This window comes from Streptomyces yaizuensis (assembly GCF_034961445.1).
GTDB lineage: Bacteria > Actinomycetota > Actinomycetes > Streptomycetales > Streptomycetaceae > Streptomyces > Streptomyces yaizuensis.
The window spans coordinates 243476-264525 of the sequence record NZ_BSBI01000010.1 but is presented as its reverse complement, the minus strand read 5'-3'; the positions used below and the strand labels follow the sequence as shown (position 1 = coordinate 264525).

16 protein-coding genes and 1 pseudogene are annotated in these 21050 nt (G+C 74.2%); 12 read left to right on the top strand and 5 right to left on the bottom strand.

Features of this window, described 5'->3' with window-relative positions; translation table 11 throughout:
* The first annotated feature begins 171 nt into the window (after positions 1–171).
* The 7 genes and pseudogenes from SYYSPA8_RS23925 to SYYSPA8_RS23895 all read left to right on the top strand — a co-directional run bounded on the left by SYYSPA8_RS23925 (position 172) and on the right by SYYSPA8_RS23895 (position 9177).
* Complete coding sequence (locus SYYSPA8_RS23925; RefSeq protein ID WP_323449347.1) at positions 172–3111, top strand: AfsR/SARP family transcriptional regulator; 2940 nt, start codon at positions 172–174, stop codon at positions 3109–3111.
* 680 nt (positions 3112–3791) lie between these two features.
* Complete coding sequence (locus SYYSPA8_RS23920) at positions 3792–4235, top strand: hypothetical protein (RefSeq protein WP_323449346.1); 444 nt, start codon at positions 3792–3794, stop codon at positions 4233–4235.
* Positions 4236–4643: 408 nt separating this feature from the next.
* A complete protein-coding gene (locus SYYSPA8_RS23915) occupies positions 4644–6206 on the top strand; it encodes an ATP-binding protein (RefSeq protein ID WP_323449345.1) in 1563 nt (520 codons plus the stop codon).
* On the top strand, positions 6203–6634 hold the full coding sequence (locus SYYSPA8_RS23910; protein ID WP_323449344.1) for a roadblock/LC7 domain-containing protein: 432 nt from the start codon (positions 6203–6205) through the stop codon (positions 6632–6634). Before SYYSPA8_RS23915 ends, SYYSPA8_RS23910 begins: the two co-directional genes overlap by 4 nt.
* Positions 6631–7137: a DUF742 domain-containing protein gene (locus SYYSPA8_RS38415; protein ID WP_407706069.1), complete on the top strand. Its 507-nt coding sequence runs from the start codon at positions 6631–6633 to the stop codon at positions 7135–7137. Before SYYSPA8_RS23910 ends, SYYSPA8_RS38415 begins: the two co-directional genes overlap by 4 nt.
* Positions 7112–7693 (top strand): annotated as a pseudogene (locus SYYSPA8_RS23900) (GTP-binding protein); the annotation flags it as partial. The gene SYYSPA8_RS38415 and the pseudogene SYYSPA8_RS23900, both read left to right, overlap by 26 nt.
* Positions 7694–7917: 224 nt before the next feature.
* A complete protein-coding gene (locus SYYSPA8_RS23895; RefSeq protein ID WP_323449343.1) occupies positions 7918–9177 on the top strand; it encodes a cytochrome P450 family protein in 1260 nt (419 codons plus the stop codon).
* A 1-nt stretch (position 9178) separates the two neighbouring features.
* Here SYYSPA8_RS23895 and SYYSPA8_RS23890 read toward each other — a convergent pair whose 3' ends face one another.
* The gene (locus tag SYYSPA8_RS23890) at positions 9179–10837 is read right to left on the bottom strand and encodes a FadD3 family acyl-CoA ligase (RefSeq protein WP_323449342.1); all 1659 of its coding nucleotides are present in this window, start codon (positions 10835–10837) and stop codon (positions 9179–9181) included.
* An 86-nt stretch (positions 10838–10923) separates the two neighbouring features.
* On the opposite strand from SYYSPA8_RS23890, the gene SYYSPA8_RS23885 reads away from it, so the two are divergent.
* From SYYSPA8_RS23885 to SYYSPA8_RS23870, 4 genes are all read left to right on the top strand, one after another.
* Positions 10924–12072, top strand: a complete 1149-nt coding sequence (locus SYYSPA8_RS23885; RefSeq protein WP_323449341.1) for a lipid-transfer protein — start codon at positions 10924–10926, stop codon at positions 12070–12072.
* A gap of 1 nt (position 12073) precedes the next feature.
* Complete coding sequence (locus SYYSPA8_RS23880; RefSeq protein ID WP_323449340.1) at positions 12074–12529, top strand: Zn-ribbon domain-containing OB-fold protein; 456 nt, start codon at positions 12074–12076, stop codon at positions 12527–12529.
* Positions 12526–13290, top strand: coding sequence for an enoyl-CoA hydratase/isomerase family protein (locus SYYSPA8_RS23875; RefSeq protein ID WP_323449339.1), 765 nt, complete (start codon positions 12526–12528; stop codon positions 13288–13290). Before SYYSPA8_RS23880 ends, SYYSPA8_RS23875 begins: the two co-directional genes overlap by 4 nt.
* A 123-nt stretch (positions 13291–13413) precedes the next feature.
* The gene (locus SYYSPA8_RS23870) at positions 13414–14274 is read left to right on the top strand and encodes a helix-turn-helix domain-containing protein (RefSeq protein WP_323449338.1); all 861 of its coding nucleotides are present in this window, start codon (positions 13414–13416) and stop codon (positions 14272–14274) included.
* 209 nt (positions 14275–14483) lie between these two features.
* On the opposite strand, the gene SYYSPA8_RS23865 is transcribed toward SYYSPA8_RS23870, so the two are convergent.
* The 3 genes from SYYSPA8_RS23865 to SYYSPA8_RS23855 all read right to left on the bottom strand — a co-directional run bounded on the left by SYYSPA8_RS23865 (position 14484) and on the right by SYYSPA8_RS23855 (position 19261).
* Entirely contained in the window at positions 14484–15875 is a 1392-nt protein-coding gene (locus SYYSPA8_RS23865; RefSeq protein ID WP_323449337.1) for a sensor histidine kinase, read from the bottom strand.
* Positions 15872–16552 (bottom strand): response regulator transcription factor, encoded by a 681-nt coding sequence (locus tag SYYSPA8_RS23860; RefSeq protein WP_323449336.1) that lies wholly within the window; start codon positions 16550–16552, stop codon positions 15872–15874. Before SYYSPA8_RS23860 ends, SYYSPA8_RS23865 begins: the two co-directional genes overlap by 4 nt.
* Before the next feature lie 291 nt (positions 16553–16843).
* Positions 16844–19261, bottom strand: a complete 2418-nt coding sequence (locus tag SYYSPA8_RS23855; RefSeq protein WP_323449335.1) for an outer membrane protein assembly factor BamB family protein — start codon at positions 19259–19261, stop codon at positions 16844–16846.
* A 300-nt stretch (positions 19262–19561) separates the two neighbouring features.
* Between SYYSPA8_RS23855 and SYYSPA8_RS23850 the strand changes: the two genes are divergently transcribed.
* Entirely contained in the window at positions 19562–20209 is a 648-nt protein-coding gene (locus SYYSPA8_RS23850; protein ID WP_323449334.1) for a TetR family transcriptional regulator, read from the top strand.
* An 85-nt stretch (positions 20210–20294) separates the two neighbouring features.
* Here SYYSPA8_RS23850 and SYYSPA8_RS23845 read toward each other — a convergent pair whose 3' ends face one another.
* A complete protein-coding gene (locus SYYSPA8_RS23845; RefSeq protein ID WP_323449333.1) occupies positions 20295–21005 on the bottom strand; it encodes a L,D-transpeptidase in 711 nt (236 codons plus the stop codon).
* Positions 21006–21050: the final 45 nt, after the last annotated feature.

The window sequence follows — 21050 nt, the reverse complement described above, 5'->3', positions numbered from 1 at the left end:
TAAAGACGGCGCGGCAACACGGTGAAAAGGTAATGAAGATCCCAAAGAGGGGGTTATCGTACAGCGGGCTCCGGCCACGCGGCGACGAGGACGCGCCTCGCTGCTGACGGGGCCGCCATGCACAAGGCAGACTGTCGGATGCGAATCGGCAGTTCGGGGCAGGGAGCAGCAATGGACCGTGACAACGGGCCACGCGTACCGGAGCAACGAAGCCCAGCGCCCAGGGTCGGCGTCGACCTGCGCTTCAGCGTGCTCGGGCCGGTACGTGCCTGGCGTGATGGGGAGCCGTTGCCGTCCGGCTCCCCCCAGCAACGAGCCCTGCTGTGCGCGCTGCTGTTGCGCGACGGCCGGACCGCGACGGCATCGGAGCTGATCGACGCCATCTGGGAGGACGATCCGCCCTCCCAGGCGCTCGCCGCGCTGCGCACCTACGCCTCCAGGCTGCGCAAGATCCTCGGCGCGGGCACCCTGGTCAGCGAGGCCGGGGGCTATGCCATCCGGGTCCGGCGGGACAGCGTCGACCTCTTCGTCGCCCAGGAGCTGGCCGCCGAGGCGGAGAAGACCCGCTCCACGGACCGGGAGCAGGCCCGCACCCTCATCGCCAAGTCGCTGGGGCTGTGGGACGGGGAGGCGCTGGCGCACGTCCCCGGCCCGTTCGCGGAACGCCAGCGCACCCGGCTGGACGAATGGCGGCTCCAGCTCCTGGAGACCCGCCTCGACCTCGACCTGGAGTCCGGCTGCCACGCCGAGGCCGTCTCCGAGCTGACCGCGCTGACCGCCGCCCACCCGCTGCGCGAGCGGCTGCGCGAACTGCTCATGGTGGCGCTCTACCGCGGCGGCCGGCAGGCGGAGGCGCTCGCGGTGTACGCGGACACCCGCCGGCTCCTCGCCGAGGAGCTGGGCGTCGACCCCTGCCCCGAACTCGCCCAGCTCCAGCAGCGGATCCTCCGCGCCGACGAGGAGCTGAACCGGCCCGGCGGGCGGGACGCCCCGGCGCCCAGGATCGCCCAGCCCGCACAGCTGCCCGCCACCGTGCCCGACTTCACCGGCCGCTCCTCCTTCGTCCGCAAGCTGAGCGTCCAGCTGAGCGCCGTCGACGGCCCGGTCATGGCGGTGTCGGCGCTCGCGGGCATCGGCGGCGTCGGCAAGACGACCCTCGCCGTCCATGTCGCCCACGCGGCCCGGCCGCACTTCCCCGACGGCCAGCTCTACATCGACCTCCAGGGCGCCGGGGCCCGCGCCACCGAACCCGTCGCCGTCCTCGGCGCCTTCCTGCGCGCGCTCGGCACCCCGGACGCCCAGATCCCCGACTCCCTCGACGAGCGGGCCGCCCTCTACCGCTCCACCCTCGCCGGCCGGCGGCTGCTGGTGCTGCTGGACAACGCCCGCGACGCCGCCCAGATCCGGCCGCTGCTGCCCGGCGCCGCCGGCTGCGCCACCCTCATCACCAGCCGCGCCCGGCTGGTCGACCTCGCCGGGGCGCACCTCATCGACCTCGATGTGATGTCCCCGGAGGAAGCCCTCCAGCTCTTCACCCGGATCGTCGGCGAGGAGCGGGTGCGGGCCGAGCGCGAGGCCGCCCTCGACGTGGTCGCCGCCTGCGGCTTCCTGCCGCTGGCCATCCGGGTCGCCGCCTCCCGGCTGGCCGCCCGCCGCACCTGGACCGTCTCCGTCCTCGCCGCCAAGCTGGCCGACGAGCGCCGCCGCCTGGACGAACTCCAGGCCGGCGACCTCGCCGTCAAGGCCACCTTCGAACTCGGCTACAAGCAGCTCGAACCCGGGCAGGCCCGCGCCTTCCGCCTCCTCGGCCTCACCGACGGCCCCGACATCTCCCTCGACGCCGCCGCCGCCCTCCTCGACCTGCCGGTCCACCGCACCGAGGACCTCCTCGAAGACCTCGTCGACACCTCCCTCCTGGAATCCGCGGCGCCCGGCCGCTACCGCAGCCACGACCTCATCCGCCTCTACGCGCGTTCCTGCGCCGAACGCGACGAGACCTCCGACGACTGCCGGGCCGCCCTCTCCCGGCTGCTCGACTTCTACCTCGCCACCGCCGCACGGGTGTACGCCATCGAACGCCCCGGCGACACCCTCCCGGGCCATCTCGCGCCCACCGGGGACACCGGGCTCTCCTTCTCCGACCGCCAGACCGCCCTGGACTGGCTCTACACCGAGGCCCACACGCTGCTGACCTGCGCCCACCAGGCGACCTCGGGCCCGGGGCTGCGCCGCGCCGTCGATCTGCTGTGGGCGGCCGGGGACCTCGCCGAGTCGGGGGCCAACTCCAAGCAGTACGAGGCCGCCGCCGTCGCCGCCTGCCAGGCCGCGCGGGCCGCCGGGGACGCGCACGCCCAGGGCCGCGCCCACACCGTCCTCACCGACGTCCATCTGATCGTGGGCCGGTACCAGGAGGCGGAGGAGCACGCCCGGCAGGCCACGCTCCTCGCCGAGCGGGCGGGCGACCCCGCGCCGGTCTTCTGGGCCAACAACAACCGGGGCATCGCCGCGCTCAACATGGACCGGTACCAGGAGGCGGAGGGCTTCCTGCGGCAGGCCATCGAGGACTTCCGGCGGGAGGGCAACGCCCACTGCGAGGCGAGCGCCCTGTGCAACAACGCCCGGCTCCAGCTGCGGCTGGGCCGGATCGAGCAGGCGATCGTCCTGGCCCGGCACGGGCTGGAGATCTACGTCCGGCAGGGGCACACCCTGCGGGTGGCGAACGCCCGGTACGCGCTGGGGGTGGTGCTGACCCAGGCGGGGCGGCTCACCGAGGCGCTGGAACAGCTGCTCGACGCCCAGGACGGCTTCGAGGCCAACCGCCAGCGGCTGTGGGAGGGGGCGACCCAGTTCCGGATCGCCCAGGTCCATCTGGCGGCCCGCCGGCCGGCCCGCGCCGCCCAGCACGCGGAACAGGCCCTCGCCATCGGCTGCATGGGCGGCGACCACATCCGCGCGGGCGTGCTGATCACCCTGGGCCGGGCGCTCACCGCGCTGGGCCAGGTGGACCGGGCGCGCGCCTGCTGGCAGGAGGCGCTGGCCCTGCACGAGGCGTCGGGAGCCGCCGAGGCCGAGGAGGTGCGCGGCCTGCTGGCGCCGCTGACGGCGGCCTGACGGCCCGCCACACGGGGCCGTGCGGGGCCGCCGACGGCACGGAGAGGGCCCGGGAGGCACCGGGAGGACCCCGGGGCGCCGGACGGGCCGCGGGGCGGCAGGCGCCCGCCCCGGGGCCCTGGGGCGGGCGGAGGGCGACGCCGTGCCACAGGCGTACCGGAACCGTGCCACAGGCGCACGTGAGGCGTGGCGGCGGCGTACCGGCGGCGTGCGTGAGGCGTGGCGGCGGCATACCGGCGGCGTGCGAGAGGCGTGGCGGAGGTGCGCGGGAGCCGTCCCGCCCCATCGCCCGCACCGCCGGGCGACCGAGACGAAACCGTAACCTCGGGCGAACGGGGCCGGTCACGGGCCCGGGGGACGTTCCTCCAGCTCGCCCCGTCCGGAGGCGCACCCTCCGGGCGGCGGACGGGGGCAGAGCGGACGATTCCGCTCGCCCGGGGGTTGTAACAGCCTTCTGCCAGGACGTTCATCGAATGTTTATGGCGCTCGGGGATGCTCATGCGCAGTCGATCCGTCGCGTCGGGGGGCACACGGATCAGCTCGGGACTTCACCACACCGGGGGGCGGGTGAGGGTCCCACGGCCTTCCGTCCGGCGACCCTCGGGGGAGTCTCCGGGCGGGAGGCCCTTGCTGTTTGAATCTCACACCAGCACCACAACGCACAACCATGGGGGACAACCATGAACGACACCGACACCGACACCGACATCGCCGGCGACGGCACCATCCGGAACGACAGCCTCACCGAGAGCGCGCTCCAGAACCCCACCACCGTCCCGGTCTCGGACGGCGGCGCCGGGGAGACGATCCTGCCACCGGACCGCCATACGCCGGTCCTCCCGCCGACCGGACCCACCGTGCCGGCCGCTCCCGCCGAGCCGGCCGAGCCCGCCGGCTCCGCCGCCCGGGCGGCGGAGGGCGAGTCCGACGCCACGGCCACCGGAACCGCCGGTGACGTGATCCGGCTGATGGACCGCCACACTCCGTCGATCCCCGTGGGCTCCGGCCCCGACGGGGAGTCGATCCGCCTCCAGGACCGGCACACCCCGGCGCCGCCGCGGCTCATCCGCGACCGGCTCGCCGGGACCCGGGACCGGCACACCCCGAACCCGCCGCGCCCCTGACACCGGCGGCCGGCGGGACCCGCACGGACCCGGGCCGACAATCCGAACGGCAGGTCCGGTCCAGGACCCCCGTCCACCGGCCGAATAGTGACCCTGCGTAAGGGATACAGAAGCGAAGAACTGAGCGGGACTTCACCCGTAGGTGTACGGCCGCGACGGCCCGGAGGGGAGCCGTCGCGGCCGTTCCCTGTGGTCCCGGCCGCCCCGTACGGGGGCTCTCACCATGCCAGCTCTGCCCCGGAAGCCATCTGACGCCCAATCAGCACCACCGGGGGGCGGTTACCGGTCGAACCCGGTCCCTCACAATCAGTTGCGGAAAACCCTCCCGCGACCACGCGATGACGGTGTGTACTTGGCCGGGTCGTTTTCCTGACGAACCCGACCACCGTCCTCTCCGAGGTCTATTCGATGATCGAGATACCGGATCTGGCCATCGTCGCCGCCGGAGCCCTGGCGGCGACGGCGCTGCTGCTCGGATGCGCCCTGCTGCTCTCCCGCCACCGCGGGCAGCGGCTGCGCGCGGAGGTCGAGGAACTCCGCACCCGTCTCACGGACTCCCGTACCGAACGGGACCGTGCGGCACGGGCGCACACCGCCGAGATCGTCCATCTGGCCCATGAACGGATCCCGGCCGCCGCCACCCGCGCCGCGCACCCCCATGTCCCCGTGCCCGGACCACTCGACCCCGGATTCGTCCACAGCCAGTTCGGCGCCGGGATGGAGGCCGCGCTCCACGGCGTCGCCACCGCGATGTTCCAGGAGCGCAAGCGCGTCGACGCCGCGGCCCGCGCGGGCATGCGCGGCGCCACCCGGGAGATCCAGGCCGGGCTCTACCGGCTCCAGGACGTGCTGCGCGGGCTCCAGCAGCGCTACGACGACCCCGACCTGTCGCAGACCCTCTACTCCCTCGACCACGAGAACGAACAGTCCCTGCGCCGCGCCCAGGTGGCCGCCGTCGTCTGCGGCGCCTGGGTCGGACTGGCCCGCCAGGACTCCCACCTGGTCGACGCCGTCACCGGCGGGCAGTCCCGGCTCATCGGCTACCAGCGGGTGCACATCAGCAACCACCTGGAGCCCGGGACCGCGCTCGTCTCGCACGCCGTCGAGCCCGTGGCGATCATCGTCGCCGAGCTGCTCGACAACGCCCTGCGGCACTCCTCGCCGGACACGACCGTCACGGTGAACCTGGAGCGCGCCCACCACGGGGTCACCGTCACCGTGGACGACGCCGGGGTGGGCATGGCCACCGACGAACGCGACTACGCCCAGCGCATGGTGGCGGGCAGCGACCCGATCCTCCTGTCCGAACTCGGCGACCCGCCCCGGATGGGACTCGCCGCGATCGGCCAGCTGACCCGCCAGTTCGACCTGTCCGTGGACCTCTCCTCGCCCTCCCCCTTCGGCGGGGTACGGGCCGTACTGCTGGTCAGAAATCACTTGCTGAGCCACATCGACCCGGCCGAGCGCCCGCCGTCGGCGAGCGCGCCCCACTCCACCAGGCCCACGGCACCGCCCCCCGACCCCTACGCCGCCCCGCAGGCCCCACCGGAGCCCCGGAGCCTGCCGGCCCCCACCGGACCGCCGCTCTACCCCGGACCCCCCGACTACCCCGGCCCCCCCGGCGGGACCCCCCTCCCCTACGGCACCCCGCCGGCCGGCGTCCCGGTACCGGGCACACCGCCCGCCGGGGTGCTGCTCCCCCCCGCCTCCCCCATCCCCCACCTCTCCCCCGCACCCTCCGTTCATGACGCCATCACCCACGACCCCGTGTCCGGCGACGACGACGGCCTGCCCAAGCGCCGCCGCCGGCTCCGCCCCGCCCCGTACACCGCGCAGGTCCAGCCCCAGACCCGGCCGCCCCAGCCCCCCACACGCACCCCCGAGGAGGCCGCAGCGGCCCTCGGGGCGCTCCAGGCCGGGACCGCGGCCGCCCGCAACGCCGCCGACCCCGAAGGGAACGACCCCCGATGACCAGCCGCACCTCCCGCGACACCGGTGACACCGCGTGGGTGCTCGACCCGATCCTGGAAATCCCCCACGTCCGGGCAGCCGTCCTGCTCACCCGGGACGGCCTCGTCTCCGGCTACTCGGACTGTCTCTCCCAGGCGTCCGCCGAACGGGTCGCCGCGATCACCAGCACCGTGCAGGGGGCCTGCCGCACCGCGGCGGCGGCCTTCGCCGACCAGAGCGGCGCGGAGGTGCGCCAGGTGGTCGTCGAGTCGGACCACGGCTACATCCTCGTGGCCCCCACCACCCATGGCACCTGTGTGGCCGCCTATGGCGATCCCGAGGTGCGGCTCGACCTCCTCGCCCACCGCGTCCACTCCCAAGTGGCCCGGCTCGGTGAGAAGGCCATGGCAGCCGCGCCCCGCGGAGCCAGTGGCCACACCCCGGCATGACCGGCCGCCGGGGTGGCCGGCCCCTGGTCCCCGCCTATGTGTCCACCGGAGGCAGGACCCGGCCGAGCCGCAACAGCCTGGAACGCCTCTCGGTGCTCACCGGGCTGACCACCTGCCCCGAGGACCCGGCTCCCGGCTCCGCGTCCCTCTGCGGTGCCGGGCCGCCGCCCTTACCGGCCCCCGCGGCGGCCCTGGCCACCACGGCCCCGGCCGCCGCTCCCCCGGCCCGCCCCCGTCCGCCCGCCCACGCCCACCCGCCCGACGTACCGCCCGACCTTCCCGCCGCCCAGCGGTCGCTGCTGGGCACCCTCGACGGCGGCTCCCTCACCGTCGTGGAGACGGCCGCCCTGCTGGAACTGCCCGTGTCCGCCGTACGGGTGCTCGCCGCGCATCTCATCGACCTGGGACTGGTGAACGCCCGGCCGCCCATCCCCCATGCCGCCCAGCCCGACCCAGATCTGTTGGAGAGAGTCGCCGATGGCCTCCGCGCCCTCAAGCTCTAGCGGCCTGCACCTGCCGGACAGCGCCCGCGAACTGGTGAAGATCCTGATCGCAGGCCCCTTCGGGGTCGGCAAGACCACCCTGATCGACTCCGTGTCCGAGATCCGGCCGCTCCACACCGAGGAGCAGCTCTCGGAGGCGTCCGTCGCGGTGGACAGCCTCGCCGGGGTACGGGACAAGACCACCACCACCGTCGCCATCGACTTCGGCCGGATCTCCCTCACCGGGGGGATCGTGCTGTATCTGTTCGGCACGCCCGGCCAGGAGCGGTTCCGCTCGCTGTGGTCGGACATCGCCTACGGGGCGCTGGGCGCGCTGGTGCTCGTCGACACCCGCAGGATCGACGACTCCTTCGAGGTGCTGAGCCTGGTGGAGGACGCGGGGCTGCCGTACGCGGTGGCCCTGAACACCTTCCCGGACGCCCGCCAGTACACCGAGGAGCAGCTGCGGGCCTCCCTGGACCTGGAGCCCGACACCCCGATGGTCGTCTGTGACGCGCGGGACGCGCACGCCTCGATCGACGCGCTGATCGCGCTGGTGCAGCACATGCTGACCCGGATGACCCGGCTGCCCGAGCAGGGCGGGGCCGTGCCCGACGCCGGTGACCCCGTACCGGATCAGGTGCCGCACCAGGTGCCGCGGCCGCTGCCCGCTCCGCCGCCGGGGCCGCTGCCGGATCCGGCGGCGGAGTGGGCTCCCGCGAAGGGACCGGGCAAGGGTCCGGGACCGTATCCGGACGCGGGACCGGTCCCTGGTACGGGTACGGACACGGGTGCGGGGGCGTGGTTCCGGTGAACGCCCCCCACGCCCCCGTCGGCCGGGTGCCCGCCGGGCACCGGCCCATCCGGCTCTGGGAGGACGGTTTCGCCGTCGACCCGCACCGGTACTACGAACTGCTGCGTGCCCAGGGCCCGATCGGCTGGGCGGAGCTGGCGCCGGGGATCCCGGCGTACATCGTCGTGGACCGGCGGGCCGCCCTCGATCTGCTGCACGACTCGGAGACCTGGTCGCACGATCCGCGCGCCTGGGAGGCGACGGTCACCGAGGACTCGCCCATCCTGGGGATGATGCGGTGGCGGCCCAACACCCTGTTCGCGGACGGGGACACCCATGTCCGCTACCGCCGCACCCTGGTGGACGCGTTCAGCCGGATCGAGCCGCACGACCTGCGGGAGCGGGTGCACCGGGCGGTCGACATCCTGGTCTCCCGGTTCGGGCCGCGCGGCAGCGCCGATCTGGTGGCCGAGTTCTGCCGGCCGCTGATGGGTCTGATCTTCAACAATCTCTTCGGTCTGCCGGACAGCGAGAGCGACCGGCTCACCGACTCGATGGCGCAGATCGTGGAGATCGCGGAGAGTTCGGCGCAGGCGGAGGCCGAGTACGGGGCCTATGTCCTGGAGCTGATCGCGACCAAGATGGCCCGCCGGGGCAACGACCTCACCAGCTGGCTGCTGGACCATCCGCTGGGGCTGACCCCGGAGGAGGTGACCTGGCAGGTCTTCTACACGCTGGGCGCCGGGCACGAGCCGACGGCGAACCTGGTCTCCAACGCGCTCTCCCGGATCCTCGGGAACCCGGCGTACTACACCACCCTCACCAGCGGTTCCCGGCCGGTCCTGGACGCGGTGGTGGAGGTGCTGCGGTACGAGACGCCGCTCGCCAACTACGGCATCCACTACGCGCGCCAGCCCACGAGCCTGCACGGGGTGTGGATACAGACCGCCGTGCCGGTCGTCATCTCGTACGGGGCGCTGGCGTACTTCGCGGAGAAGGAGTCGGGCGGGGAGCGCCATCCCAGCGACGCGTCCCATCTGTCCTGGTCGGCGGGGCCGCACACCTGTCCGGTGAAGCAGCACACGCTGCTGATCGCGACGGAGGCGATCGAGCGGCTGACGCAGTGGCTGCCGGATCTCTCGCCGGTGCTCGCCCGGGACCGGCTGACCTGGCGGCCGGGTCCGTTCCACCGGTCGCTGACGGAGTTCCCGGTGCGGTTCACGCCGCGGACGCCGGACCAGTCGGGGGGAGAGGGGGCGGCGCTCTGAGTCAGCGGGCCGAGCGGGCGCGCAGCTCGGCCTTGAGGACCTTGCCGCCGGCGTTGCGGGGCAGTTCGGGGACGAAGGCGACCTCGCGGGGGACCTTGTAGTTGGCCATCTCCCGGCGGGCCCAGGCGATCAGTTCGCCGGCGGTGAGGGTGGCGCCCCGGCGGCGGACCGCGTACGCCTTGGCGACTTCGCCGAGGCGGCCGTCGGGGATCCCGACCACGGCGACGTCGGCGATGTCGGGGTGGAGGCCGAGGAGGCGTTCGATCTCGGCCGGGTAGGCGTTGAAGCCGCCGACGGTGAACATGTCGGTGACGCGGTCGGTGATCCTGAGGTTGCCGGCCGGGTCGAGGACGCCGATGTCGCCGGTGCGCAGCCAGCCGTCCGCGTCGACGGCGGCGGCGGTGGCCCCGGGGTCCTCGAAGTAGCCGCGCATCACCTGGTGGCCCCGGACGAGGATCTCGCCGGGTCCGCCGGGTGGTCCGCCGCTCGGGGCGAGGACCCGTATCTCGGTGCCGGGGATCGCGCGGCCGCTGGTGGCGGCGACGGTCTCCGGCGGGTCGTCGCGGCGGCACATGGTGACGATGCCGCCGGCCTCGGAGAGTCCGTACGCGGTGAGGACGGTGGCGATCCGCAGCTCGCCCCGGAGCCGTTCGACGAGCCGCAGCGGGACGACGGCGGCGCCGGTGACGACGAGACGCAGCGCGCTCAGGTCGTGCCGGTCCCGGGCGGGGTGGTCCAGCAGGGACTGGTGCAGCGTCGGCGGCCCGGGGAGCACGGTGACGCGTTCGGCGGCGATCCGGGCGAGGGCCGTACCGGCGTCGAAGACGGGCTGGGGGATCATCGTGGCGCCCCGGGTGAGGCAGGCGATGATCCCGGCCTTGTAGCCGAAGGTGTGGAAGAAGGGGTTCACGATCAGATAGCGGTCGCCCTCGCGCAGTCCGGCCAGCTCGCTCCAGAGGGTGTAGCAGCGCAGGGTCTGGGCGTGGGTGATGACGGCGCCCTTGGGGCGGCCGGTGGTGCCCGAGGTGTAGACGATGTCGGAAGGGGACGCGGGGTCGACGGCGTCGGCGCGGGCGCGGACTCCGTCGGCGGTGATGGCGGCGCCGGCGGCGAGGAAGCGGGCCCAGGTGCGGTGGCGGTCGTCCGCGGGGGCGGTGTCGGCGAGGACGACGATCTTCTCCAGCGCGGGGAGTTCGGCGCCGGCGGCGCGCAGGGCGGCGACGTAGGAGGTGCCGAGGAAGGTGCCGGTGACGAAGAGGAGCCTGGCCCGGCTGCGGGCGAGGACGTCGGCGGCCTCGGGGCCCTTGAAGCGGGTGTTGAGGGGGACGAGGACGGCGCCCGCCGTGACGGCGCCGAGGGCGGCGGTGATCCAGTCGGGGGTGTTGGGGGCCCAGATCGCGACCCGGTCGCCGGGGTGGATCCCGGCGGCGATCGTGGCGGCGGCGGCCCGTTCGACCCGGGCGCCCAGCTCGGCGTAGGAGATGCGGACCGGGCCGTCGGCGACGGCCTCGCGGCGCGCGTACCGGTGGGCGGCGTCGCGGACGAGGGCGCCGATGGTGCCCCAGCGGAGGTCGCCCCGGGGGTCCTCGTCCTGCTGCGGGGCCGCACCACCCCGGATGCCTGCCGGCCCGTCCGTCCGGTCTGCCGGGTCGTCGTCCATGACCGCCCCCCTTTTACTGACTATCCGTCAGATTAGCGGTAGCCTGACGCGCTGTCAGCAGTCGGGAACGGACGGCGGAGGTGCCCGTGGCCGGTCTCAAGGACGCGGCGGCGATCGCCGGAATCGGACAGACCGCGTTCGCCAGGCGGCTGCCCGAATCCGAGAAGACGCTCGCCTGCCGGGCGATCGTGGCCGCCCTCGACGACGCGGGCGTCGACGCCTCCGAGGTGGACGCCTTCGCCTCGTACACCATGGAGGAGACCGACGAGGTCGAGGTCGCCAAGGCCGTCGGCGCCGGTGACGTGACCTTCTTCTCGAAGGTCGGGTACGGCGGCGGGGGCTCCTGCGCCACCGTCGGCCATCTGGCCGCCGCCATCGCGACCGGGCAGGCGAGCGTGGGCGTCGCCTGGCGCTCCCGCAAACGCGGCAGCGGCCCCCGTCCCTGGACCAACACGGCCGCACAGCTGCCGACACCAGCGCAGTGGACCCGCCCGTTCGGGCTGCTGCGGCCCGCCGACGAGATCGGGATGCTCGCCCGCCGCTACATGCACACCTACGGCGCCACCCGCGAGCACTTCTTCCAGGTGGCGCTGGCCTGCCGCAACCGCGCCAACCAGAACCCGGCGGCCGTGATGTACGAACGGCCCCTCACCCGGGACATGTACATGAACGCGCGCTGGATCAGCGAACCCCTCTGCCTCTTCGACAACTGCCTGGAGACCGACGGCGCGCTCGCCTGCGTCGTCGTCTCCGCCGAACGCGCCAGGGACGCCCGGCACCGGCCCGTCTACGTCCACGCCGTCGCCCAGGGGCTGCCCGCCCAGCACCACGGCATGGTCAACTACTGGAACGACGACCCCCTCACCGGACCCGCGTGGACGGCCGCCCGGCAGCTGTGGAAGCACGCCGACTTCGGCCCCGAGGACGTGGCCGTCGCCCAGATCTACGACGCCTTCACCCCGCTGATCCCGCTCTCCCTGGAGGGATACGGCTTCTGCGGGCGCGGCGAGGGCGCCGCCTTCACCGAGGGCGGGGCCCTGGAGATCGGCGGCCGGCTGCCGCTGAACACGTCCGGCGGCGGGCTGAGCGAGGCGTACGTCCACGGCTTCAACCTGATCACCGAGGGGGTACGGCAGCTGCGCGGCGACTCGACCGCGCAGGTGGCGGGGGCCGCGACCTGCCTGGTCACGGCGGGCGAGGGCGTTCCGACATCCGCACTGCTGCTGAGGAGCTGACATGACCACCGAGCCGTCGCCGGGCTTCCTCGACCCCGTGCCCGACGAGGACGGGGCCCCGTTCTGGGCGTACGCGGCCCGGGGCGAGCTGCGGGTGCAGGCGTGCGCGGACTGCGGGGAGCCGCGGTTCCCGCCGCGCCCCTGCTGCCCGCACTGCCACTCCTTCAGCGGCGAATGGCGGCGGATGAGCGGCCGGGGCCGGATCTGGTCCTTCGTGGTGCCGCACCCGCCGCTGCTGCCCGGATACGCCGAGGTCGCCCCGTACAACGCCGTCCTGGTGGAACTGGCCGACGCCCCCCGGATCCGGCTCGCCGGCAATGTGGTCGCCACCCCCGGCGCCGCCGCGAACTCGGTCGACCCGGCCCGGCTGCGGATCGGGGCGGCGGTCCGGGCCGTCTTCGCGCCCGCAGCGCCCGGCGGCACCCCCGTACCGCGCTGGCTGCTGGAACGCGGATGAGCGTCCGCGTCGACGTCCAGGACGGCGTCGCGACCGTCACCCTGGACCGCCCCGGCCGGCTGAACGCGATCGACCTGGAGGCGGCGGCCCGCCTCGCGGACATCTGGCGCGGCTTCCGCTCCGACGCCTCCGTCCGGGCGGTGGTGCTGACGGGCGCGGGCACACGCGCCTTCTGCACGGGCATCGACCGCGCGGTGGAGGTGGCCCAGCCCTCGTCCCCGTACTCCCTGGACGATCCGCTGCTGACGATCGGGCCCAAGGCGAACGACCTGTGGAAACCGGTGATCGCGGCGGTGGAGGGGATGGCCTGCGGGGGCGCGTTCTACCTGCTGGGCGAGTGCGAGTTCGTGGTGGCCTCCGAGGAGGCCGCCTTCTTTGACCCGCACACGTCGTACGGGATGGTCAGCGCCTACGAGGCGGCGTATCTGGCGCAGCTCCTCCCCTACGGCGAGGCCGCCCGGGTCGCCCTGATGGGCACGGCCGAACGCCTCTCGGCACCCCGCGCCCACACCCTGGGCCTGGTCACCGAACTCACCGCCCCGGGCGCCGCCCTGCCCGCCGCCCGCACCACCGCCGCCACGCTGGCCGCCCTGCCCACCGGCGCCCTCCAGGGCACCGTCCGCGCCCTGTGGTCCACCCGCGCCCCGGCCCTGGCGGCGGCCACCGCACTGGCCCCGCACCTGATCGCGCTGGGGAACCTGCCGGCACGGGAGCAGCGGGAGTTGTTCGCGGGGCGGTCACGGTCGTACGGAATGCGCTAGCCGGCCCCCGGTGCAGGGGAACACCCGGCCGAGTGGTCCCCCCACGGGCGGGGGCGACGGAGGCGGCCGCCCTTGTAGGGTCGACCCCGTCCGCTCGTCCCCGTACGAGGGAGAGAACCACGCATGCCGCCCCGCACGACCACCACCGCCCGCCAGCGCCGCGTCGGCGCGGAACTCCGCAAGATGCGCGAGGCGACGGGCATCAACGCCCGGGAGGCAGCGGCGCTCCTGGGCGTCGACCACACCAAGGTCAGCCATGTGGAGACCGCCCGCTTCGGGATCAGCGCCCGCCGGCTGCGCGCGCTGGCGGACATCTACGGCTGCACGGACCGGACTTACGTGGACGCGCTGGTGGAGATGGCGACGGACCGCACCAAGGGCTGGGACGAGGAGTACCGGGGCGTGCTCCCGGCGGGCTTCCTGGACCTCACGGACCTGGAGCGCAGGGCGACCTCTCTGCGGACGTACCAGATCGCGCATCTGCCGGGGCTGACACAGACGGAGGAGTACGCCCGCGCCGTCTTCCGGTTCGGGTTCCCCCGCCTGTCGCCCGAGGACGCCGAAGTGCGGATCGCCCACCGTCTGCGGCGGGCCCGGGTCCTCGACCGCGTGGACGGCCCGGACTTCAGCGCGGTGATCCACGAGGCGGCCCTGCGGATGCGCTTCGGAGGCATGGACACGGTCCGCGGGCAGCTCGGACATCTGCTGGAGCTGTCGGAGCGGCCGAACTGCACGCTGCGGGTGCTCACCTTCGAGGCGGACGGTTTCGCGGGCTCCGGCCAGTCGGTCCTCCTCGCGGGCGGCCCCGTGCCCTGGCTGGACACCGTCCATCTGGACTCCGCGCACGGAGCGCAGTTCCTGCACACCGAGGCGGAGTTGGACGTGTACCGGGAGCTGCTGGGGGCGGCGGAGGAGCGTAGCCTGCCCCCGGAGCAGTCGCGGGAATTCATCCGGGAGATCGCGCTCGGGCTCCGAAGGATCTGACGACCGGCCGACTCACTGGAGGCGCTCCCCGCGCGTGCGGGGATGGTCCCCTCGGCCCACCGGTTCAAGGCGGAGGCGAAGAGTGCTCCCCGCGTCCGCGGGGACGGCCGTCGTTCCGCTCACGGAAGGGTGCCGGGACGGCGGCCGCCGGGCCCGACGGTACGCCGGCCGGGGCGGCCGCGCCATCGGGCGGGGGGCCGGCGGGGCGGCTACCCCGGCTCCTCCTCCGCCGTGTCCAGCCGTGGCAGCGTGACGACGAAACGGGCGCCCCGGGCGCTGTCCCCGACGGTGAGCGTGCCGTGGTGGAGGGTCGTGATGTGGTGGGCGATGGCCAGGCCCAGGCCGGTGCCGCCGGTGTCGTAGCTGCGGGCGTCGTCCAGCCGGGTGAAGCAGTGGAAGACACGGGTCCGGTCCGCGGGCGGGATGCCGGGGCCGTCGTCGGCGACCTCCAGGAGGACCGTGCCCGCTCCCGGGTCGCCGTGGACGACGACCGCGATGCGGGCGTCCGCGTACCGCTCGGCGTTGTCGAGGAGGTTGCCCAGGACCCGCCCGAGGAGCTGGGTGTGGCCCCGGACCGGCGCCGGGCCGGCGGAGCCGGACACCGTCAGCCGCAGCCGTTCCGGCGGGCGGCGCCGGCCGCACTCCTCCCGGGCCAGGACGACCAGGTCCAGCGGCTCGCCGGAGTCGACCAGCGTCTCCTGGGCGCCGAGCCGGGTCAGCATCAGCAGATCCTCGGTGAGCCGCTGGAGCCGCATCGTGTCGCCCAGCGCCCGTTCCACCACCCGGGGCCAGTCCGCGTTCTGCGGCTGCGCCAGCGCGATCTCCAGTTCGGCGCGGAGGGCCGCCAGCGGGGTCCGCAGCTCGTGGGAGGCGTCGGAGGAGAACCGCCGCTGGCGTTCCACGGAGTCCTCCAGGCGGGCGAGCGAGTCGTTCATGGTCCGGGCCAGTCTGCTGATCTCGTTGTCGCCCGCGGGTACGGGGACCCGCTGGTCGAGCCGGTGGGCGCTCAGTTCGGTGAAGCGCAGCCGGATGGCCTCCATGGGGCGCAGGGCCCGCCCGGCGGCGTACCAGGTGCAGAAGCCGGCCAGCAGGGTCAGGCCCACGGCGATCCCCACCGTCCACCGCTCCATGGCCGCCAGTTCGGCCTGTTCCGCGTCCAGGGTGTTGACGGTGAGGAGCCGCAGCGGCGCCATGTCCTCCACACCGGGGGTGACGATCCGCAGCGGTCTCTGGACAGGCCCCTCCAGGAAGTCCGGCCACAGCGCGAGCTTCAGGGTGCCGGGGTGCGACTCTCCCTCGGGCCGGGCGTCCGCCAGGCCGGCGAGACAGTACTGCCGGGTGTGCGGGGGCAGCAACGCACTGCCCCGGGCGACGCTCTCGGCGCAGGACTCCAGGGTGGCCCCGCCGCCGATCTGGAGCCCCGAGATGCCCACGTCGGAACGGACCATGGCGGTCTCCAGGAGGGTCTCCCGCCAGTAGCTGACCACCAGGACGGCCCCGAAGGCGAGCGGCAGCGACACCATCAGCGCGGCCAGCAGCCCGGCCTTGGCGCGCATGCTCAGGGAGAAGCGGAACGGCCGCCGGAGCCGGGGGCGGCTCACGGCAGGGTCCGCAGGTCTTCCAGCCGGTAGCCCGCGCCTCTGACCGTGTGGATGGTCTGCCGCCGGAAGGGGGCGTCTATCTTCCGGCGCAGGGCGCTGACGTACACCTCCACGACATTGACGTCGCCCTCGAAGTCGCCCCAGACGTGTTCCAGGATCTCGGTCTTGGCGACGACCTCGCCGTGGCGGGAGGCGAGGTACCAGAGCACCGCGAACTCCCGCGCGGTCAGCGGCACGGGTGCCCCGGCCCGCTCGCAGCGGCGGGTCGCCGGGTCCACCCGCAGATCGCCCAGGACGAAGACCGGGGGCCGCTCCCGGCGGCCCCGGCGGACCAGTGCCCGCAGCCGCGCCACGAGGGCCACGTACGAGAAGGGCTTGGTGACGTAGTCGTCGGCGCCGGTGTCCAGCCCCTCGGCCTCGTCGTACTCGCCGTCCCGGGCGGTGAGCATCAGCACCGGCGTCCAGATCCGGGCCTCCCGCATCCGGGCGCAGACGCGCAGCCCGTTCATGCCCGGGAGCATGATGTCGAGGACCACGACGTCGTAGTCGTTCTCCAGGGCCAGTTCGAGACCCCGGATCCCGTTGTCGGCCACGTCCACCGCGAAGCCCTCGCCGGTCAGGCCCCGCCGCAGCAGCTCGACCAGTCGGGGATCGTCCTCCGCCACCAGAATCCGCATGATCGCAGTATCCCGGTGCCGAGCTGAGAGGAAGCTGAGGAGTGGTGATCAACGGGTTTACGGAACGTTGCTGAGGAATCCTCAGGATGCTTCAGCTTGCCCACAGCAAGCCGCTGCCAGCCTGTGGTTGTGCCCGGCCCACGGGATCGGGCTCAACGGGGGAACGGGGGAACCACGGGGGAAACGGGGGAAACGGGGGAGAGCCCGGGGTGCGGCCCGACCAGGCCGCACCCCGGGCTGACCCCGGTTCCTCCCCGACTCCTCCCCGGCTCTCCCGGCCGCGCTCCGCCGTCAGCGGCCCCGGCCGGTGGCCGTGCCCTTGCGCGCGTCCAGGGCGTACACGCAGCGGTCCTTGCTGCACGCGTACACCACACCGCCCCGGACCACCGGCGAACCGGTGATCTCGCCGCCCGTGGCCAGCTTCCACCGCAGCTGCCCCCCGGCCGCGTCCAGCGTGTAGAGGACGTGGTCGGCGGAGCCGAAGTGCACCCGGCCGTCGGCGACGACGGGCGAGCCCATCACCTCGCCGCCCGCCGCGAACCGCCACAGCGGGGTGCCGGTGACCGCGTCCAGCGTGTAGAGCGCGCTGCCGCTGCCCACATGGACATGGCCGCCGGTGACCAGGACCGGTTCGATGGACTGCCGTGACTCCGTCGCGATCCGCCAGCGGTCCTTGCCGGTGGCCGCGTCCAGCGCGTACACGGTGCCGAGGTAGTCCGCGAGATACACGCCGCCGCCGGTGACGGCCGGGCCCGGGGCGAAGGCCGGCGGGGAGAGGAAGACCGCCGGGGCCTCGAAGTGCCAGCGGACCATGCCGCTCGCGTTGTCGACGGCCAGGACCCGGGTGCCCGCCGCGACGTAGACATGGCCGTCCGGGGCGCAGTGCACCCGTACCGGTACGCCGCCGCAGGACGCCGCGTCGCCCACCGGGTAGGACCAGCGCTCCACGCCCGTACGGGCCTCCAGCGCCCGCAGCCGGGCGTCCTTCCACACGAACACCGTGTCGTCGTGGATCACCGGGCCGGACTCGGGGGTCTCGAAGTCGGTCTGGGCGCCGGAGATCTCCCACAGCTTCTCGCCGTTGGACGCCTCCCAGCCCTGGACGCCGCCGCCCCGGGTCGCGGTGATCACGGTGCCGCGCCGCGCCTTGAGGGAGTACACCCAGGCGTCCGCCTGGAGCCGCCAGCGCTCCTGGCCGCCCGCCGCGTCCAGCGCGTACAGCGTGGGCCCGTCGGAGGCGTGGATCCGGCCGCCGTCGACGGCCATCGTCCAGGCCACGTCCTTGGTCTTGAACTGGCGCCGGCCGGTCGCCACGTCCAGCGCGTGCACCTCGAAGGAGGTCACGTACAGCAGCTCGCCCGCGACCGCCGGCGTGCCCCAGACGTCGTTCGACATCCGAAAGCGCCACGGCCGCCAGTGGGCGGGGCTGTCGGGCGGAGACGCGGGCGGCGGCACGGGCGGGCGCGCGGGAGCGGGCGGGGCGGGGGCGACGCCCCCGGTCAGCCCGGCCGGCGGCCGGATCCAGCCGGTGGCCGGGCCCGCCTCTCCGGCGCCCGCACGGGCCGCGCCTCCGGCCCGGGGGCCGGGCCCGATCGGGACCTGGACCCCCGGCAGCACCACCGAGGCACCCGGCGCGGGGGCCGCGTGCGCGCCCCGGCCGGTGCCCGCCGGGGCCGCCGGCACGGGAGCCCCGCCCGTGCGGGGATCACCGGCGCCCCAGTCGGGCACGGGGCGCGGCGGCACCGCCGGCATGGGCGGCGGCGCCGGGGGCAGCGCGGGCGCCCGCGGCGCCACCGGCAGGGCGGGGGCGGCCGTCCGCCCGCCGCCCCGGCGCGCCTCGATCATCGCGGTCGCCCGGCCCGGCAGCCACGCCGACGCCGTGCCGCTGTCGTCCTCCGCCGCGAACAGATGCGGGGCGAGCTGCGCCTGAAGATCCTCCGGCGTGGGCCGCAGCGTCTTGTCGGACCGCATGCACGCCTCGATGAGGGGCCGCAGCTCGTCCGGCAGCCCGCTCAGGTCCGGCCCGTCGCGCAGCAGCATGAAGACCGTCTCGACCGGGTTGGCGCCGTGGAAGGGCGCGTGTCCGGTCGCCGCGAAGACCAGCGTGGAGCCGAGCGAGAAGACATCGCTCGCCCCGGTCACGCTCCGCGAGTCCCGCGCCTGCTCCGGTGACATGTACGCGGGGGTGCCCACGGCGACGTTGGTCATCGTCAGCCGGGTGTTGGACACGCCGGACGCGATCCCGAAGTCGATCACCCGTGGGCCGTCCTCGACGACGAGCACGTTCGACGGCTTCAGATCCCGGTGGACCAGGCCGGCGCCGTGGATCGACTGGAGCGCCTCGGCGATCCCCGCGGCGAGCCAGCGCACGGCCTGCGCGGGCAGCGGCCCGCACTCGTTCACTATCTCCTCCAGCGAGGGCGCCGGCACATAGGCGGTCGCCAGCCAGGGCACGGCGGCCCGGGGGTCGGCGTCCACCACGGCGGCCGTGTAGAAGCCGCTGACCGCGCGGGCGGCCTCCACCTCGCGTGTGAAGCGGACACGGAACAGCTGGTCCTCGGCGAGTTCGGTGCGTACGGTCTTGATCGCCACCCGGCGGCCGGACGCCGACCGGGCGAGATAGACCAGCCCCATGCCGCCTGCTCCGAGCCGGCCCAGCACTTCGAACGGGCCGATCCGTCTCGGATCGTGCTGCGTCAGCTGCTCCATACCTGCCTGCCACCTCCCCGTATGGGCCCCTGCCTCGCCGCCGGGCTCAACGACCTCCGGCAGCGGTACCCACCCTGATTCTTCCTGTCCGGGGCCCCGGTTGCGAACCCGGGGGCGGATCGGCGTGTGTCATCCGTATTCGGGCACGGGGCCCGGACCCTGCCGTCACCGCCCGGCCCGCCCCCGGCGGCGGCGACACACCGGGCGGGAACAGCGGCCGGTGGCGGGGCGGGCACGGGGGAGCACCCCATTTGCAGTCGGCCGAATCGCGCGCCGATCACCCCTCGGTAAGCTGACGGCATGACCGGACAAGTACGCACTGTCGACGGCCGAGTGGCCGGTCGACGTGGCCAGGCGACGCGGCAGAAGCTGCTCGACTGCCTCAGCGAGATGCTCAGCTCGTCGCCGTACCGGGACGTCAAAGTCATCGACGTGGCGCGGAAGGCGGGCACGTCCCCGGCGACGTTCTATCAGTATTTCCCGGATGTCGAGGGCGCTGTCCTTGAAATCGCCGAGGAAATGGCCAAAGAGGGCGCATCCCTCACCGGACTGGTCTCCGGGCGCAGCTGGGTCGGCAAGGCGGCCTGGGCCAGCTCGGAGGAGCTGGTGGAGGGCTTCCTCGACTTCTGGCGCCGCCATGACGCGATCCTGCGGGTCGTGGACCTCGGGGCCGCCGAGGGCGACAAGCGCTTCTACAAGATCCGTATGAAGATCCTCAACTCGGTCACCAACTCCCTCACGGAGGCGGTGCGGGAACTCCAGGCCAAGGGCCGGGTCGACAAGGACGTCAGCCCCGCCGCGATGGCCGGCTCCCTGGTCGCGATGCTGGCGGCGGTCGCCTCGCACCAGAAGGGCTTCACCACCTGGGGCGTGAAGCAGGCCGAGCTGCGGCCGAACCTGGCGCTCCTGGTCCACCTCGGCATCACGGGCCGCAAGCCGACGAAGTAGGGACCCGCCGCGCCCCGCCGGGCGGGTCCCCCTCCTCTTCCTCGCGCGCCTCTCGCGCTTTCCGCGAGGGGGCCCGGCGCCGCTCTCAGCCGTCCGTGCCCGGCTTGGTGCCCCAGATGTAGACCTGGTCGTCGATGTCCAGGAGATCCCACAGCGCGCGGGCGTCCTCCAGCGTCAGATTGACGCACCCGGCCGAGCCCCCGCCGTCGTAGAGGTCGTCCAGCCGGCCGTGCAGGGCCTGCCCCCCGTCGAAGAACTGGGAGTACGGCATGGGGGCGTTGTCGTAGATGGTGGAGACGTGGTCCCGGCTGCGCCAGTAGATGGAGTGCCAGCCGAGCCGGGTCTCCTCGGTGTCCCGGCCGCTGCGGATCGGTACGGGGCCGAGGAGGACGCCGCTGCCCCGCTGCACCCACAGCAGCTGCCGGTCCAGATCCACACAGGTGACGCGGTAGCCGCGGACCGGGCAGTCACCGGCCGCGTTGGGGTTGTCGCGGGCCTGGACGGCGACCATCCAGCGGTAGGTGGCGAGATCGGCGTAGCCCTCGGCCTGCGTGAGGCCCTCTTCGGTCTGGAAGGCGCGGATGGCCTCGCAGTCCGCCAGGGACTGGACCCCGTCGACGGGCCGGCCGAGGTACTCCTCCAGGGGGCGCTGGTACGGGCCCGTGCCCGCGATGCAGCGCTCGGCGGCGGCCGCCGGCCGGGGGGCGGCGTGGGCCGGGGCGGCCGGTGCGCCGAGGGCCAGGGCGAGGGCCGCCGTGGCGGTGGCGAGGAGGGCCCTCGGCGCTCCCGCGGCCACCGGAACGCCGGAAGGTTCACCGGACCGTCCGCCGGGCCGCTCCCT

Bases quoted from the DNA above. Each gene is read 5' to 3' on its own strand.
- SYYSPA8_RS23925 (WP_323449347.1), top strand. From the start codon at position 172: ATGGACCGTGACAACGGGCCACGCGTACCGGAGCAACGAAGCCCAGCG.
- SYYSPA8_RS38415 (WP_407706069.1), top strand. From the start codon at position 6,631: ATGACCGGCCGCCGGGGTGGCCGGCCCCTGGTCCCCGCCTATGTGTCC.
- SYYSPA8_RS23850 (WP_323449334.1), top strand. From the start codon at position 19,562: ATGACCGGACAAGTACGCACTGTCGACGGCCGAGTGGCCGGTCGACGT.
- SYYSPA8_RS23915 (WP_323449345.1), top strand. From the start codon at position 4,644: ATGATCGAGATACCGGATCTGGCCATCGTCGCCGCCGGAGCCCTGGCG.
- SYYSPA8_RS23880 (WP_323449340.1), top strand. From the start codon at position 12,074: ATGACCACCGAGCCGTCGCCGGGCTTCCTCGACCCCGTGCCCGACGAG.
- SYYSPA8_RS23855 (WP_323449335.1), bottom strand. From the start codon at position 19,261: ATGGAGCAGCTGACGCAGCACGATCCGAGACGGATCGGCCCGTTCGAA.
- SYYSPA8_RS23875 (WP_323449339.1), top strand. From the start codon at position 12,526: ATGAGCGTCCGCGTCGACGTCCAGGACGGCGTCGCGACCGTCACCCTG.
- SYYSPA8_RS23910 (WP_323449344.1), top strand. From the start codon at position 6,203: ATGACCAGCCGCACCTCCCGCGACACCGGTGACACCGCGTGGGTGCTC.
- SYYSPA8_RS23870 (WP_323449338.1), top strand. From the start codon at position 13,414: ATGCCGCCCCGCACGACCACCACCGCCCGCCAGCGCCGCGTCGGCGCG.
- SYYSPA8_RS23920 (WP_323449346.1), top strand. From the start codon at position 3,792: ATGAACGACACCGACACCGACACCGACATCGCCGGCGACGGCACCATC.
- SYYSPA8_RS23890 (WP_323449342.1), bottom strand. From the start codon at position 10,837: ATGGACGACGACCCGGCAGACCGGACGGACGGGCCGGCAGGCATCCGG.
- SYYSPA8_RS23860 (WP_323449336.1), bottom strand. From the start codon at position 16,552: ATGCGGATTCTGGTGGCGGAGGACGATCCCCGACTGGTCGAGCTGCTG.